Source organism: Huijunlia imazamoxiresistens (assembly GCF_037132455.1).
In the GTDB taxonomy this organism is placed as follows: domain Bacteria; phylum Bacteroidota; class Bacteroidia; order Chitinophagales; family Chitinophagaceae; genus Flavisolibacter; species Flavisolibacter imazamoxiresistens.
Genome location: NZ_JBBBEI010000004.1, coordinates 130,178 through 145,845, shown reverse-complemented (window position 1 = coordinate 145,845; position 15,668 = coordinate 130,178). Strand labels below are relative to the sequence as shown.

Genomic DNA, 15,668 nt, shown 5'->3' with positions numbered 1-15,668 from the left:
GACCCTACTGGATTTGCCAGTACACTACGTAGCGCTCCCGGTGGATGTCGTACAGGGGTTTGAACGTTATTCCCTCTTTTGTTTGGAACGTGAGCTTTTCACCGGCCACGGGGCCCAGGATGGTTTGGGGCTTTTTCACATCCCCTTTCAATGACGTTTGAAGGCCTTGGGGCACATGGTACTCGTAGGTGTAATAATCGTTGTACAGGTTCGGATTGGAATGGGGGGCGGGCGCCTCCATACCTTGGGTGCCCATCTTCCCGGCCAGTACCACCGGCCCGTAGGCAAAGGCCACGACGTTCGGATTGTCGTTGGCGGGAACCGCCCGCAGGGTCATGGGATAGGTCACCTCCACGCGGTCGCCTGTTTTCCAGGTACGCGTCAGCGTGATATAGCTGCCCGGCTTTGCTTTCACCGGGACGCTTTTGCCATTTACCTTCACGGTAGCGCCGGCCACCGCCCAGGAAGGATACCGGATGTGCAGCGCCGTGGCAACGGGCTTGGCCGCCTCGATCGTGAACCTCGTGCTGCCCTCTTCGGGAAAGCTGGTTTCCTGGCGCAGCCGGATGCCTTTATCCTTCCAGTCCAGTTCGGAGGGAATGAACAGGTTCACGTACAGCCCGCCGGCGCTGTGGTAATAAATCGCTTCGCCGTACTTGGCGTGGTTCTCAAAGCCGCTGCCGACGCAGCACCAGAACGAGCTGTCCGGGGTGCTGTATACTTTATGGGCGCCGGGCAGCATCGGCAGGAAATAGGCGACCATGCCGGTGGCCGGGTCCTGCTGGCCCAGGATATGGTTGTACAGGGCTTTTTCATAAAAATCGGCATACTTCACGTCGGCGGTCTGCGCAAACAGGTGCCGCGTCAGCTTGAGCATGTTGTAGGTATTGCAGGTCTCGCCCGTATAGCCGGTCAGGTGTTCGGACAGGTGGTCGGGGGCGAAAAATTTTTCCTTATCGGAATTGCTGCCGGTGGCGAAGGAGTGGTGGCCGGTAACCGTTTGCCAGAAAAAGGCGGCCAGGGCCCCGCCGTCGCCTTTGCCTTCGAGCTCGTAGTCGCGGGTCACACCCAGCAGCTTGGGGATGTAGGTATTGGCGTGTTTCTTTTCCAGGATATCCCTGCCTTCCTTCAGCGGGTCCAGCATTTCATTGTGGTAGAAGAAGCGGGCCACCCACTGGTAGTCCTTGTTGCCGGTAAGAGCATAGAGGTTGTAAAAGGATTCGTTGATGCCGCCGAATTCGTTGCGCAGCATGCGGGCCCGCTGCTCCTGCGTTACGGGTTGCAGCTTTTTGTAGGCCCAGGAACCCATGCGGGAAGCCACGTCCAGCGCTTCCTTGTTGCCGGTGTACAGGTACTGGTCCATCAGTCCCGACAGGATTTTGTGCAGGGTGTACCAGGGCGCCCATACCTTTTGGCCGGCCAGGTTGCGGTTAATGAGTTCCTGGGGAAATGCGCCCAGGTAGCCGTCCTGGTTCAGGGCCTTTTGCACTTCGGCCAGGCCGGCGACCAGGCTGTCGCCTTTGCGCTTGTATTGATCGTCGCCGGTGGAGGCATACATCAGGGCCAGGCCGGAGAGGAGGTGGCCGGTGGTATGGCCGCGGAGCTCGCAGTCCAGGGCTTCCCAGCCCGCCAGTTTTTTCACGGTAAAATAGCCGCCTTCGTTGCCGGCATATACGCCGGCGGTGGTGCGGAAGGAATGCAGCAGGCGGGCGGTCTCCAGCGATTGCAGCCACTTTTGCTCCCGCTGCATGTTTTGCAGAAAGCGGCTGTCCAGCAGGCGCACGTCCGACAGGTCGAAGGCGGACACTTCCGGGCGGAGTTGGTCGTTCACGACAAATTTACCCACGTGTTGCCCGGGGTAGTGCGACTGGGCCTGCCCCACCGTGCCGGCAGCCAGCAAACCCGCCAGCAGAAAAGGCCGTAAAAGGGTTCGGAACCCTGGGAAAGACTGCTCGCCCCTGCCAACGGCTGTGCAGGGTTTCGAACCCTGTGCTTTCGGGCGTCCGGGGAAGTCAGGCAAAACCTTAGCGGATAGAAAATTCATTTTCATACGTCGTTTATCGTTGTATCCCATCACAGAAACACAAATATACACCTAAATCGATTTAGCTTATACAGGCCTTTACAGATTTATTTCCCCGGCACGGTGGCGCGGAACAGCTCGGAAGCGGCGCCGGCCGTAACGGTGTACGGGGTGCCGGCTGCCAGGAACAGGGAAGCCCCCCGGCCCAGCGGCCGCTGCGCGCTGCCGGCCTGCACCGACAGGCTGCCCCACAGCGCCAGCAGGATCTCAGAACTACCGGCCTGCAGCTGCAGCTCCTCTCCTGCCGCCAGGCGGTACTGCCGCAATTCAAATTCGGCGGCCTCGGTTTGAAAACAGGTTTCCCTTTCGGTTCCGGCAGCCGACCCCAGCACGCTGGGAAGGGTGGCTTCAAAGCGGGTGTGTTTTAGCAGTTCCGGTACGTCGATGTGCTTGTCGGTCAGCCCTGCCCGCAGCACGTTGTCGGAATTGGCCATGATCTCCACGTTCTGCCCTTCCAGGTAGGCATGGGGCATGCCCGCGGGCTGGTAAATGCCTTCGCCCCGGCGCAGGTGCAGGAGGTTGAAAAAGTAAATGGAAAAAATGCCGCGGTCATACTGCCCTTTTTGGCAAAAGGTTTCCACCGCCCGGGCCGCCCAGAAGTCGGCGCTGCTCTTGGGCAGGACGCCCCGGGCGTAGAGCGGCCGGATGCGCGCCACCAGGGGCGACAGCATGCGGTCCACTTCGGATGGTTCCAGCAGCATCACTTTTTCATACAGGCCCCGGTAGCTCCCGTTTTGAAATGCTTCCGCCAGGCATTGGAATTCCGGCACTTCCGAAAGGGTTTGCAGCAGGGCGGTTTCCGCCTTAAATCCGTGGAGCAGCCAGAAGTCGCCCAGGGCTACCATCAGTTCGGGCTTGTGGTTCCTGTCCTTGTAGTTGCGGTGGGGCGCCGAAACCGGGATGCCGGCTTTGTCTTCGTCCGCAAACGCCGCAGCGGCGGCCGCTTTGGAGGGATGCACCTGGATGGACAGCATCTGGCGCACATCCAGCACTTTTAGCAAAAACGGAAGGGCGCCAAAGGTCCGGGCCACGTCCTGCCCGAGCACTTCTTCCGGGTTCAAGGAAATGAACCGGTCCAGCGACAGGCGGACGTCGCCCGCCTGCACAAAGCCGGGATAATTGGGATGGGCGCCCAGCCAATATTCGGCACTGGGTTGCCGGCCATTTTCCTCTTTACCGAGCAATTGCGGGATAAACGTAAAGCCGCCCCAGTTATAGGGCTGCACCTGCCCTTCCAACGGAAATATTTTTTGTTGCATGCTGTGTTGTTCTTGTGAATAATGGTCTGAATGGGTTTATTGGATCAGGACGATGGCGGTTTGTACAAAGGAGCCTATGGCTACCCGTACCAGGTACATGCCTTTGGGCAGGCTTTGCAGCCTGAACTCCCGCTGGTACACCTCCCCGCTCTTGCCTTCGCTGACGCTTTGCACCGGCAAGCCGCTGCTGTTGAAAATGCTGGTGGTCACCGTGCCGGTTTGCTCGCTGTTCAGCCGCACCTTGAAGTTGCCCCCGTTGGGGTTCGGGAATATTTTGAGGATCTCCAGCGAGCTGTTGACGCTGCCACCCCCGTTGCTGTTGGAAAAAAGGGCCGTGGCGCTTTCGGCAGAGAGGTTGCCGGCCGCATCGGCTGCAATGACGGTATACGCATACACCAGGCTGCCGGCAGGCACTTCGGTGACATAGCTGGTGGCGTTCACCGGCTGTTCGTTGAGTTGCTGCCCGTTAAGGAATACATAGTAACCCGCTACGCCGATATCGTCGGAGGAAGCCTGCCACATCAGTCCCACCTTGCCGTCGGCGGTTTTGGTGGTGGTCAGCGCCTGGGGCTGGGCGGGGGCTTTCTTATCCTTTACGGTTAACGTTTGCACTACTGCCGGTGCCGCTTCGTACTGCTTATTTCCTTCCTGCGCCGCCGTAAGGACAGTAGTGCCCAGGCCGTTGATCCGCACCTGGCCGTTCACGATCTCGGCGACTTCCGGATGGGAGGAGGTGTAGGTTACCGGCAGGCCGGAAGAAGCGGTGGCGCCGGCATCGAAGTCGGCCCCGCCATAGGCTTGCTCCTCCAGGGGGCCAAAGCTGATGACCTGTTCGATCTTGCTGACGGTCAGGCTGCGGGTCACCGGTTCGGCGGCCACATAACCGGCGTCGCCGGGCTGGCTGGCGGTGATGGCGGTGGTGCCGGCACCGACAAGATGCAACCGGCCGTCCACCACGGTGGCCACCTCGCTATTGGAGGAAGTGTAGGTAACTGCCAGTCCCGAAGTGGCGGTAGCCGGGGAAAAGTCCGCATCGCCCACCTTCTTCTCCTGCGGCAGCGGGAACAGGATGTCCTGGTAACGGGGTGCCACGAACTGCTGCAGCTCCTCCACCGTCTTTACGGTTTTTACCCAGTCTGCCTGGTAGCTGGTCTCCCCTGAAGTAATGTCCGCTACTTTCAGCTGGAAGAGGGTCAGGGAGGTAGGCGCGGTCAGCAGCGTGCCGGAAGCTCCAAAGCCGGTCCGGGAAAGGTCGTAATAGTATATATCGTCGCCCACCTTGCCCGTCCATTGGTTGCTGCCGTTGCCCAGGGCGCCCAGGTTGGAATCAAACGTCAGCCTGGCGGTGGGGGGCCGTTTCATCTTGACCGCCAGGATGGGATAGTTGCCGGGGTACAGCAGGGCGCCGGCCGTGCGCCTGATGTCGCCGCGGAAGGAGCCGTTGGCCTGCGGGGCCAGGGCTACCTGCAGCTGGCCATTGGCCGCAGCAGCCGTGGCGCCGGTAGTGGCAGTTGCCCAGCCGTCGGTAGTAGTGGTAAAGTTATCGTCGACCAGGCCGGCTTTCGGGTCATAGGCCAGCACCTCGTTCAGGCTGCGGAAAGTTTTCACCCAGTCCACGGTATAGGAGGTCTGCCCTGTGGCCGGCACGTCGGCCATCTTGAACTGGAAGGTGGTCAGGTTCGTTTGCGCCGTGGTGGACAGGAAGCTGGGGGCGGCGCCGAAACCCCTGGTCAGGTCGTAATAGTAAATGTCGTCGCCCACCTTGCCGGTCCATTTGTTGGCCCCGTTGCCGAAGGCGCCGAGGTTGGTATCGAAGGTCATGTTCACGACCGGCGGCTTTTTGATCCTGATGGCCAGGATGGGATAATTGCCCGCGTGCACCACGGCGCCGGCGCTGCGTTTGAAGTCGCCGCGGTAGGTGCCGTTGGTTTGTTGCTTCATGCTGATGGTGAGCTCCTGCGCCCCGGTGGTGGCGGTGGCGCCGGAAGTGGCGGCCACCCAGCCGTCGGCAACACCGTTGAAGTTATCATTCACCAGGCCGGCGGTGGTGTTGCTACCCCCGCTGAAGGTATAGTCGCTTGCTGCGTTCAGGTAAAAGAACAGCGAGCCGTAGCCCGGGTTGTCGGCGCCAAAGGGGGCGCCTTCGGGGTTGAGCACGGTACCCAGGGCCTCCAGGGTGTAGGGCATGGATTTGCTCTTGCGAAAAACGTAGTGGTTGTAGCCGATCTCGAATACGGCGCGGAACTGCCCGCGGCCCACGGCGGAAATCGCTTCCGGCGTATAGTCCTGGTAATTCTTTTCGCAAAAGTCGTAGCTGGTCTGGTAGGGCACGTCGTAGCCCAGGTTGTATTTGGCGGTATACTCGTAGCCCCGCAGGATGGCGTTGTTGTGGGCCGAATAGAGGTCGTGACCCTGTTTGAGGGCCATTTCGGCCAGTTCGGCCATTGAGCCGATCGCCAGCATGCTGTGGGGCTGGTCGCGGTTGCTTTCCTGCAGCTGGCCGGCATCGGTGAGTACGTAGTTTTTGATGCTGCCGTTGCCCTCGCCGTAGTAAAAATAGTTCACTACTTTGTTGTACATGGCGTTGTCGTTACTGAAGACGGCAATGGCCATCAGGGCCTTCATGCAGATAATATCCCAGTTGCCGTGGCCGCAGGGGCGGAAGTACTGGAGGGTGGGATAAAACACGTTTCGGAGCATGTCCTGGCACTGCTGCACTTTTTCGGGTGCCCATAAAGGATAGGTATAGCGCATCAGCTCCGCCGCGTTGGCCAGGATAAAGCCGTACAGGCCGTTCAGCTCTTCGTCTGCCCCCTGGATGCCCACGGTGTAGGCCGAATAAGCGTCAATGATCTCCACGGCCTTCTGGGCATGGGCTTCGTTGCCGGTGATGTTCCATAGCAGGGCGTTGTAGTAGGCGGCCAGGAAGTCCGCTTCCACGCCGTTTTTGACGGCGCCGCCCGAGGCGGTACCCGTGGGGGTCTGCACGGTCAGCGACGCATCGCGGGTGAGGTATTTAAAGGGTCCGGCCTTGACGTAGGAAGCGGAAGAGCGCGCAGAGGCCAGCAACAGCTGGTAGCTTTTCCAGGGGCGGCTCACCTGGCGGGTCACCAGGTCCTTTATACGGGCCAGGTCGGCGGTGGTGTGCAGCAGGCCGGGATGGGTAAAGGCACCGGTGTATTCGAAGACCGGGTCGGCGGTGCCCGAAGGATTCAGGAAGGTCCGCAATTCATCTACCGAACGGAAGGTTTGTACCCAGTCCACTTCATAGGAATAATCCTGGGCGGTCCGCTCGGTGGAGGAGAAATCGATGTCGGCGATCTTGAACTGGAAGGTGGAGAGCGTGGTGGGCTGGGTAGTGGAGAGCGTAGTGGTACCCAGCTTGCCTGTGGAGAGGTCCCAGTAGTACACGTTGCCGCCGGTGGTCACGATCTTGGTGGCGTTGTTGTTGGCATTGTTGTACGAGCCGAGGTTGGTGTCGAAAAACCAGTTGCAGCGGGGCGGCTTGTTGATCCTGATGGCGACGATGGGATACGTGCCGGCATGGAGGGTGGCGCCGCCGGTTTTCTGGAGGTCGCCGCGGTATTTTCCATTCGCCTGCAGGGCGGCGGTGATCACCAGGCGGTTGTTCACCAGCTGGGCCGAGGCCCCGGCAGTAGAAGTTTTCCAGTTATTCAGGTTGCCGGTGGAAAAGTCGTCCTGGAGGGCGCCCTCCTGGGCAAAGGCGCCGGAAGGGAACAATAAAATGGCTAAAAGGGAAGCCACCAGGCCCCATCGGGGTTTTGACAAAAAGTAGGGGTTCACGGTCCGGAGGAGCCGGAACGGGGCAAAGCAAACGTTCGTCATTGTTGTAGCGTATTTAAGCGTGGTAAATGGCAGCGGCAGCGATGTGCAACCGTTAATCGATTTAGCAGATAGCGCCGAAAACAAAAGTAAGCGAAAAACTAAATCGGTTTAGCAAATTAGGGAAAGTATTTTTGGCGGGGGAGAGGTTTTACGCCCGCCTGCGCCCTACGGCGCAACCGTTATGGTAAACTCCTTTTTCTCCTCCCTGCTTTCCTCAATGGTGGCATTGCGCAGGATAAAGACCGCTTTATACGTGCCGGCTTTAGCATATCTCCAAACAAACTGCTCCGGTACGGTGCCGGTCAGGGCCAGGTTCTTGACGGTCACTACGCCCAGGGCGTTGGCACCGCCGCGGGCAGCGTCCAGGGAGGCGGCACGGGTAAGGTCGAAGGGGCGGGAGATGGCCCAGTCCTCATCTACCGGGTAAGCGGCGTTCAGGCCCACGTGCGTCAGCGTAGTGCCGGACACCCAGGTGGCCGAATCCCCGGCTGCGTTGACGGGAGTAAGGACCGCATCGGCATTGGCGGCGGCATGCGTGTACACCGTGCTGTCGGGGAAGCGGGTGCGGAACTGGAAGGCGGAGACGGTCCACTGCCGCTGCTTCAGCGCCGCGTCGGACGTCACGTATTTGAACGCAACATACAGGGGCTTGCCGGCGACCTTCAGGTCGTCCAGCTTTATGACGGGCGACGCCACCGTGCTGGTGCCGGTGGCTAGGGTGGCCCGGCCGGTGATATCGGTCCAGGTGGCCCGGGCCACCCCTTCGGCCGTATACACGCCGCTGAAGTCGGAAGAGACCAGCACCGAGAGGTTGCGGCCGGTGGTAATGCCGGTACCCGCGGCGCTCACCGCCGTACTGAACTGGAGCTCCGGCACGCCGTCGGTACGGGTAAAGCTGTCGCGGCGCTCGTAGTCCCGCCCCGGCTCGCCGGAGTAAAAGCTGATGTAATCGGCATAACCCGAAAAGCGGAACCGGGCGGTGTCGCCGGCTTTCAGGCTGGCGTTCTCCAGGGTAATGTCCAGGTCGGGTGCGTCTACCTGCATTTTTTTACAGGCAGTCTGCAGCAGGCAGAGCCCGAACAAACCAAAAAATAGCTTTTTCATATTAATCGCAGAAAAGGAGTTGAAAGAATGGGGTTGTTGTTAATAACCGTTGTTTTGCTTGGCCAGGCGGTTGTTCAGGATCTCCGAAAGCGGGATGGGCAGGAACATGCTGCGGGCCGACACGTTGGCGCCGTCATGGGAAGCCGTCGTGCGGTCGCCCGCATTGCTGACCGGCGGGATCACCTGCGTGTTGTCGGAGAACCGCTGCGCGGAGCCGTTCACCGCCAGGTCGGACCGGCTTTTCACGGTCGCCTCCAGCACATTCCAGCGCTTCAGGTCCGCCCGGCGGAGGGCCTCCCCCGCCAGCTCGCGCAGGCGCTCGTCCTGCAGGAATTTCCGGAAAGCTTCCCTGGACAGGCCGAGGGGCACATCGGCAGTAGCGGGATCTACCGGCGTCAATTCGGCCGTGGCGGTAGCGCCGGTGCCCAGGCCGGTGAGGATCACCGCCGGCACGCTGTTGTAAAAACCTACCGAGGAGGTAACGTTGATGGCCGTGACCTTGCCGCCCGAAACGGTGGCGGTGGCCAGCGCGGCATCATAGCCTTCGCCGGGCCCCGTCAAACTAGGCGCGATGGTCACCCGGGGCGCGGCGGTATAGCCCGAACCGCCATTGGTCACGGTCACCCCCGTCACGCGGTTGCCCTTGCCCCAGGCGCGGCGGCGCACTTCGTTAACGGCCGCATAGGCGATATCGGTAGGTCCGTTCACTTCGTTCTCGGCCTCGGCCAGCATCAGCAGCACGTCGGCATAGCGCAGCAGCGGGAAGTTCTGGGGCAGGTTGTTGTTGTCGCGGGGCACCACCACTTCGTACTGCCGGCGCCATTTGCCGCTGAAGCGCATCCACCACGAGTTCCAGGCCACCGGCTCGATGGTGGGCACGGTTTCCTGCGAGGAGGTGGACGGCACGCCGCCCAGGGTGTAGGGCGCCACGTTCCAGTCGCGGCGCAGGTCGGGGGTCAGGTCCTGCTTTCTGGCCGCATCATAGGTGGACCCGTAGGTCCGGTACAACACCGCCGTGGTACGGGTGGTGCTGGTGATCCGGCCCCATTTGTTGATTCCCACCGATACGCCCACGTTATTGGACATCTGCTCGCGCAGGGCGGTATTGGCGGCATCGGTCTTGAAGCCCACCTCCCACATGCTTTCGCGGTTCACGTTGTCGTAGGCATCGGCGGAATGGTTGATAAAAACCTGGCGGTAGTCGGGGTGAAGGCTGTGTTCGCCCGAAGCCTTGACCTTCTTCGCCCAGTCCAGGGCCTCGGCATACCGCTTCGTGTCGTTGACGGGGTTGCCGGCGGCAAACAGGCAGACCCTTGCCAGCATGCCCTGCACCGTGGTGTAGGTTACCCGCTCGTTATAGGCCAGGGTACTGGCCTTTTGCGCCGCCAGCAGGCCTTCGGCCTCGGTCATTTCCCTGATCACGAAATCGTATACCTCTTTCGAGGGCGTAAAGGCAATTTGGGCATCTCCCTGGGTTTTGGTGGAGGTGGTCTTCAGGGGCACGTCGCCGAACCACTGGGTGGCGGTAAAGAGGTAATAGGCGCGTAAAAACTTTGCTTCGCCCAGCACGCGGGCTTTTTTATCGGCGGAAAGGGAAGCCCGGTCCAGGTTTTCCAGCAGGGTGTTGGCCCGGTCGAGGCCGCGGTAAATGGCCTGCCAGAAGCCCGTGATGCTGGCATCGCTGGAGGAGGCGCTGTAATGGGCCGGGTAGGGCGAACCGATGCTGGCCGTATTGTAGGATTCGTCGGTGCCTTCGGATATATTCGCACGGAACTGGTTGTTGTACCAGTTGCCGTCGTTGAGCACATCGTACACCGAGGCGAGGTAGGAATTCACCTGCGTCTCGGTCTGGAAATAATTGCCGGGGACCGAGAAATCGGAAGGCTCGGCCTCGAGGATCTTTTTGCAGGAAGCGCCTCCGGCCAGCAGGGCCAGGAGCGTTAGTGCCAGTAGCTTATTTTTCATGCGGAGTCGTCGTTTGGATTAAAAGGAAAGGTTGAGACCGAACGTATAGGTCAGGGCCCGGGGGTAAGCCGAGAAATCATAGCCTGCCGTGAGGCCGGTACCCCTGGTATTCACCTCGGGATCCATGCCGGTGTACTTCGTCCAGGTATACAGGTTCTGGGCGCCGGCATAAGCGCGGAGCGATTTGATGCCGGTGCGCTTCAGCAGGTGTGCGTCGACGTTATACCCCAGCTGCACGGTCTTCAGGCGCAGGAAGGAGGCGTCCTCCACTACCCTGCTGCTGGTGACGCGGGTGCCGTTGGCGTACTGGCTGTTGATGGCAAAGGCCCGGTAGTACTTGTTGCCGGGGTTGTCAAACGTCCAGCGGTCATTGTAGGAGGCGAACTGGTTGGCCGTATTGGTGGCGCCCAGGGGCGTGCCGCCCTCGAAATGCACGCGGTTGGCATTGTACACCTCGTTGCCGTACGACCACTGGAAAAACACGTTGAGGTCGAAATTTTTGTAGGTAAAATTGTTGGTAAAGCCGCCGATGTGCACCGGGTTGGGATCACCGATGATGGTGATGTCGTCGTCGTTCACCAGTCCGTCGCCGTTGATATCGGCGTATTTCGGGTCACCGGGCTTCTGGTTGGCGCGGGTCACGTTGGCGCTGCCGCCGGCATGGGGCACGTTGTCTTTTAACTGGTACACGCCGTTAGGCAGGAGGTCGAAGTCTTCGAGCTGGTAGTTGCCCACGTACACAAAACCATACATCTGGGAGATGGGCCGGCCGATCTTGGCGATATAGCCCGGCACGTTGGCCAGGGCGTTGCCCTGCCCGCCCACAATGGAGATGATGCGGTCGTCGGATCCGTTCAGCGCCAGCACCTTGTTGCGGTTAAAGGAGATATTGAAGTTGGTGCTCCAACTGTAGTCCCGCTGTTTCACATTCACGGTATTGAGGGTCAGCTCCAGGCCTTTGTTCTCGGTCTTGCCCACGTTGGCGGTGATGGTGGTGTAGCCCGAACCCGGCGCCAGGGGCGTGCTCAGGAGCAGGTCGTAGGTGCGCTTGCGGTACACGTCGGCCTCGAACAGGATGCGGTCTTTCAAAAAGCCCAGTTCCAGTCCCATATCGACCTGGCCGGTGCTTTCCCATTTCAGGTCCGCGTTGCCCAGCCGCTCGATGGCAAAGGCCTGGGTAAGCGCATTGCCAAAAGAGTAATACGCGTTGCGGTTGTTGTAAAAGGTGATCTGCGAAAGGTAGTCGAACGGCCCGATCCGGTTGTTGCCGGTAACGCCGTAAGATGCACGGACCTTGGCGCTGGAAATGGCCTTGATGTTTTTAATAAACCGTTCTTCGCCCAGCTTCCAGGCAACGGCGCCCGAAGGGAAATAGCCGTACTGGTTGCCGCTGTTGGGGTCGAACTTGGAGGAGCCGTCGGCACGCAGCGAGGCGGTGAACAGGTACTTTTGAAACAGGTTGTAGTTGACACGGGCGGCAAAGGACTGCAGGCCGAATTCCGACTCCGTGGAGGTGGTGGTGGCGATCTGCCCTTCGTCGAGGCCGGCGATGCCGAGGCTTTCGTTGGGCACCTTGATGGCGGAAAAGCCCGTGGCCCTCGTGCGGTTGTACTGCAAGGAGTAGATGCCCAGCAGGGTCAGCTCGTGGTCGCGGTTAAAGCGCCTGGTATAGGTCAGGGTGTTTTCGTTGACGAAGTCGTTGACCTCGGGGGTGAGGACGCTGCCGTTCACGCCGTTGTTCTGGCCCTGGCTGGTCAGCGGGCTGCCGCCGCGGGTTTTGGTATTGTTAAACACCTCGTTGCGGCCCCTGGAAAGGTTGGCGCCTCCGGTAGTTCGGAACTTCAAGTTGCGGGTAATGTCCCACTCGGCATAAAGGTTGGCCACGAAGGTGTTGTTCTTCCGTTTGTTGTACTCGTTGAGGGCCGAGAACAGGGGGTTCACCCTTGGGTCGCCGGGAACGGCATCGGGGTCGGCCAGCTCGTTGAGCAGGTCGGCGTCCAGGCTGTCCCTGCCCGTTACGGGGCGGTACGACCAGACATTTTGAAGCAGGTTGAAGGCGATGTCGTTGCCGCCGATGGCCGAGGTCTGGTTGCGCGGCTGGGTGCCGTCTGCCAGGCTGTAAGTATAGTTGGCATTGAGGCCTACTTTGAAATTGCGGCGCACCTGCTGGTCGAGGGTGAAGCGGCCCTGGGCCCGTTTGAAGCCGCTGGCCACCACCACACCCTTCTGGTCGGTGTAGGAGCCGGACAGGGTGTAGCGGGTTTGCGTGTTGCCGCCGGAAAGCGACAGGTAATGGTTGGAAAAGGGGCCGTTGCGGAACAGCTGGTCCTGGAAGTCCACCCCCTGAACGTTGCGGTAGTCTTCGAGGCTTTTGCCGCCGCGGGTAAGGTAGGTGGCCGTGTTGAGCGAAGGGTTGATCTCCAGCTGCAGGCGCACGAAATCGTAGGGGTTCATCAGCTCCATGCGGCGGGTCACTTTGGAAAAACCCTGGTAGCCGTTGTAGGTCACCACGGGGGCGCCCGCCTTTCCTCTTTTGGTGGTAATGACGATGACGCCGTTGGCGCCCCGGGCGCCGTAGATGGCGGTGGCGGAGGCGTCCTTCAGCACGTTGATGCTTTCGATCTCGGCCGGGTTCAGCACGTTGTTGTCGGGGCTTTCGATGGGAAAGCCGTCGATCACGTAGAGCGGCGAGTTGTTGCCGGTAACGGAGTTGTTGCCGCGGATAACGATGTTGAAGGCTTCGCCGGGCTGGCCGTCGGTGGAGCTTACCTGCACGCCCGCCACGCGGCCCGCCAGGGCCTGTTCGAAGGAGGTCACCGGCGCCTTTTGAAGGTCGGCCATGTTCACTTTGGCCACCGAGCCGGTAGCGTCGGTTTTGCGCACGGTACCATAGCCGATCACCACCACATCGCCCAGGGAGGCGACGTCTTCCTGCAGCACCACCAGCAAAGGAGCGGTACCGGTCACGGGTACTTCTTTTTTGGAAAAGCCCACGGAAGAAAACACCAGCACGGGCTGTGGCAGCGCTTCGGGGACGTTCAGCGAAAAGCGACCGCTTTTGTCGCTGAGCACCAGGGTGGCCGTATTTTTCAGGGCCACGCTCACCCCTTCCAGGGCGGCGCCTTTACTATCCTTTACTTCGCCGCTGATGGCCCGCAGCTGCGCCAGGGCGGCAGGGACGACGAACAGGAACAGCAGCAGGAACAACAGCCCGGCTTTCAGGAGCGGCGCCGTGCGGGCGAACTTGTTAAAAACTAAATTCTGACACATAAGCAATAGACATTAGACAATGGGCAATAGGCAATGATGAAAAAATAGAATGCGATCCGGACATTACTGTACCGAAGAAGGCAGCTTTTTCAGGGCCTTCACCTGGGCGGCAGTAGCGGGCAGCAGGTGCAGGGCCGCGCCCCCGCTGGCTTTCAGCGACAGCGACAGCACGTCTTTGGCCTCCACCAGGTAGCGGCGCACGGCCACCTTGGTTTTGGTGGGCACGCTGTTATCATCCACGTACAGGTGGGCCACAAACTTTTTGCCCTTTTCCAAAAAGCCCAGGGGCACCTTCAGCTGGCGGGCCCCGGTATTGGTGAGGGCGCCCACGAACCATTCTTCGCCGCTGCGGCGGGCGGTGACGATGTGCCCGCCGATGGCGCCGCTCAGCACGCGGGTCTCGTCCCAGACGGTTTTTACCTTATCGAAAAATTCCACTTCCGGTTCGCCGCCGTAGTTGGACGGCTTGTCGTACCAGTAGAGAAATTGCAGGGGGCTGTAATTCACCACCGACAGGGCCAGTTGGTGGGCATGGGTATTTTGGATGCGGCTGTTGTAGTAGCAAACGGTATAGTCGCCGGCGCCGGCAATATAGCGGGTAAAGGGCAGGGTGGTGTTGTGGGCGGCGTCGGGCATTTCCTCGTTGCCGCGGACCCCTTCCTGGGTCATCAGGTTGGGCCAGGTGCGGCTGACGCCCGTTGGCCGGTACTCGTCGTGGATGTCCACCATCAGCTCGTTTTCCGCCGCCTTGCGTACCGCCTCGTGCAGCCAGGTGCTCCAGTGCTGCGAGCCGATCTGCACAAAGCCGAATTTGAGGCCTTTCAGGCCCCATTTCCGGTAGAGGGGGAACAGCGAATCCGCCTGGCGGTACAAGGCACGCTGGTTCACGTACAGCATGATGCCCACGTTTTTGGAAGCGCCGTATTTGATCAGCTGTTGCAGGTCGAGGTCGCGGCCCTCCGCTACTTTGGAGGCATCGGAAGCCACCTTCATTTCGGGACCGTACCAGCCGGCATCGAGGTGCACATACTGGAGGTTGCGGGCGGCGGCAAAGTCTACGGCTGCCAGCGCTTCTTTGGAGGTCAGGCCCGAACGGAACACTTTTCCCGGTTTGATCCAGGAGGTATTTCCCTGCAGGCGGCTGGCGGGGTTGAGGTTGAGAATAAGGTAATTATTTTCCAGCAGGCGGCCCGGTTGTTCGGCGGCCATCAGCACGCGCCAGGGGGTGGCGTAGGGCGTGATCACGTCCACGCTGCCGTAGAGGGACGCCACGAGGGTATTTGGTTTTTGGAGGCGGAACTTCGTGCGGGCATAATCCACCATCATGGCCTCGGCCAGGCAAACGGTCAGGCCGCCGGGAAGCTCCAGGGTCAGGGGACGTTCGCACTCGTCGGTCCAGCCCTCCAGGGGCCGCTTCTGGTAGGGGCCCTGGGCCCAGCGCTCGTACCAGGCCTGGGTGCCGGCAGGCAGGGTAAAAGCCGTTTGCTCGCCGGTGATGTGCATGAAGAGGCCGTTGCTGTTTTCGGGAAAGCGGTAGCGGAAGGCCACGCCTTCGTTGTAGGCCCGCACCACCAGCTGCAGCTGGTAGCTGCGGCGCTTGTCGTAGATGGTACCCGAATGCCCTTCGGTGGGCGCATCGCCGCTGCCGTATTTCTGGAAATCCAGTACCAGTTCGTTGTAGTGGTCGGGGATGGAGCTGCGTTCGCCGTAAAGCGGTCTCCAGGTTTCGTTCTGCGATGAACGGGAGGCTTTTTGAAAATCCAGGTTCTCGCACCACAGGCGGCTGGAATCGTTGGGGATCGCCAGGGCCGACTCGAACAGGCCGTTTTCCACCTGCACGCCCAGTTCGGATTCCAGCACTACCGGCCGTCCCTTGTAGGAAAGGGTGTAGTACATCTGCTTTTTACCATCGGCCAGGGATTTTTGGTAAAAGGCAAAAAGGTAATTGCTGTCGGGAGAGGCCAGGTCCTGGCGGGTGGGGGCAAGGACTTGTTGCGCCCGGGCGGAAAGGCTGCCGGTGAGGAGGAGCAGCAGGCATGCATACCGCAGGAGCGAAAGGGTAGGCCGGGAAAAGAGGGTCATTATGCGAACAGGGATTTTTAGATGGAGAAATGGCCGCTGTGGAAACAGCGGCCTTCAAC

7 protein-coding genes are annotated in these 15,668 nt (G+C 60.4%); all 7 read right to left on the bottom strand.

The genetic code is table 11. The annotated features are described in order from the left end of the window. Positions 1–4 precede the first annotated feature (4 nt). The 7 genes from V9K67_RS06430 to V9K67_RS06400 all read right to left on the bottom strand — a co-directional run bounded on the left by V9K67_RS06430 (position 5) and on the right by V9K67_RS06400 (position 15,609). The gene (locus V9K67_RS06430; protein ID WP_336720911.1) at positions 5–1,831 is read right to left on the bottom strand and encodes a glycoside hydrolase family 127 protein; all 1,827 of its coding nucleotides are present in this window, start codon (positions 1,829–1,831) and stop codon (positions 5–7) included. A gap of 299 nt (positions 1,832–2,130) precedes the next feature. Next, the gene (gene manA, locus V9K67_RS06425) at positions 2,131–3,342 is read right to left on the bottom strand and encodes a mannose-6-phosphate isomerase, class I (protein WP_336720910.1); all 1,212 of its coding nucleotides are present in this window, start codon (positions 3,340–3,342) and stop codon (positions 2,131–2,133) included. A 36-nt stretch (positions 3,343–3,378) separates the two neighbouring features. Then, complete coding sequence (locus V9K67_RS06420) at positions 3,379–7,131, bottom strand: DUF4979 domain-containing protein (protein WP_336720909.1); 3,753 nt, start codon at positions 7,129–7,131, stop codon at positions 3,379–3,381. 222 nt (positions 7,132–7,353) lie between these two features. Beyond that, positions 7,354–8,292 (bottom strand): DUF5017 domain-containing protein, encoded by a 939-nt coding sequence (locus V9K67_RS06415; protein ID WP_336720907.1) that lies wholly within the window; start codon positions 8,290–8,292, stop codon positions 7,354–7,356. A gap of 39 nt (positions 8,293–8,331) precedes the next feature. Further along, positions 8,332–10,257 (bottom strand): RagB/SusD family nutrient uptake outer membrane protein, encoded by a 1,926-nt coding sequence (locus tag V9K67_RS06410; RefSeq protein ID WP_336720905.1) that lies wholly within the window; start codon positions 10,255–10,257, stop codon positions 8,332–8,334. An 18-nt stretch (positions 10,258–10,275) separates the two neighbouring features. Continuing rightward, positions 10,276–13,527: a SusC/RagA family TonB-linked outer membrane protein gene (locus V9K67_RS06405; RefSeq protein WP_336720904.1), complete on the bottom strand. Its 3,252-nt coding sequence runs from the start codon at positions 13,525–13,527 to the stop codon at positions 10,276–10,278. Between the two features lie 63 nt (positions 13,528–13,590). Next, positions 13,591–15,609 (bottom strand): glycoside hydrolase family 97 protein, encoded by a 2,019-nt coding sequence (locus V9K67_RS06400; protein WP_336720903.1) that lies wholly within the window; start codon positions 15,607–15,609, stop codon positions 13,591–13,593. Between the last annotated feature and the right edge of the window lie 59 nt (positions 15,610–15,668).

Excerpts from the sequence above, each read along its gene's own strand:
- manA (WP_336720910.1), bottom strand. The coding sequence starts at position 3,342 with ATGCAACAAAAAATATTTCCGTTGGAAGGGCAGGTGCAGCCCTATAAC.
- V9K67_RS06415 (WP_336720907.1), bottom strand. The coding sequence starts at position 8,292 with ATGAAAAAGCTATTTTTTGGTTTGTTCGGGCTCTGCCTGCTGCAGACT.
- V9K67_RS06410 (WP_336720905.1), bottom strand. The coding sequence starts at position 10,257 with ATGAAAAATAAGCTACTGGCACTAACGCTCCTGGCCCTGCTGGCCGGA.
- V9K67_RS06405 (WP_336720904.1), bottom strand. The coding sequence starts at position 13,527 with ATGTGTCAGAATTTAGTTTTTAACAAGTTCGCCCGCACGGCGCCGCTC.
- V9K67_RS06400 (WP_336720903.1), bottom strand. The coding sequence starts at position 15,609 with ATGACCCTCTTTTCCCGGCCTACCCTTTCGCTCCTGCGGTATGCATGC.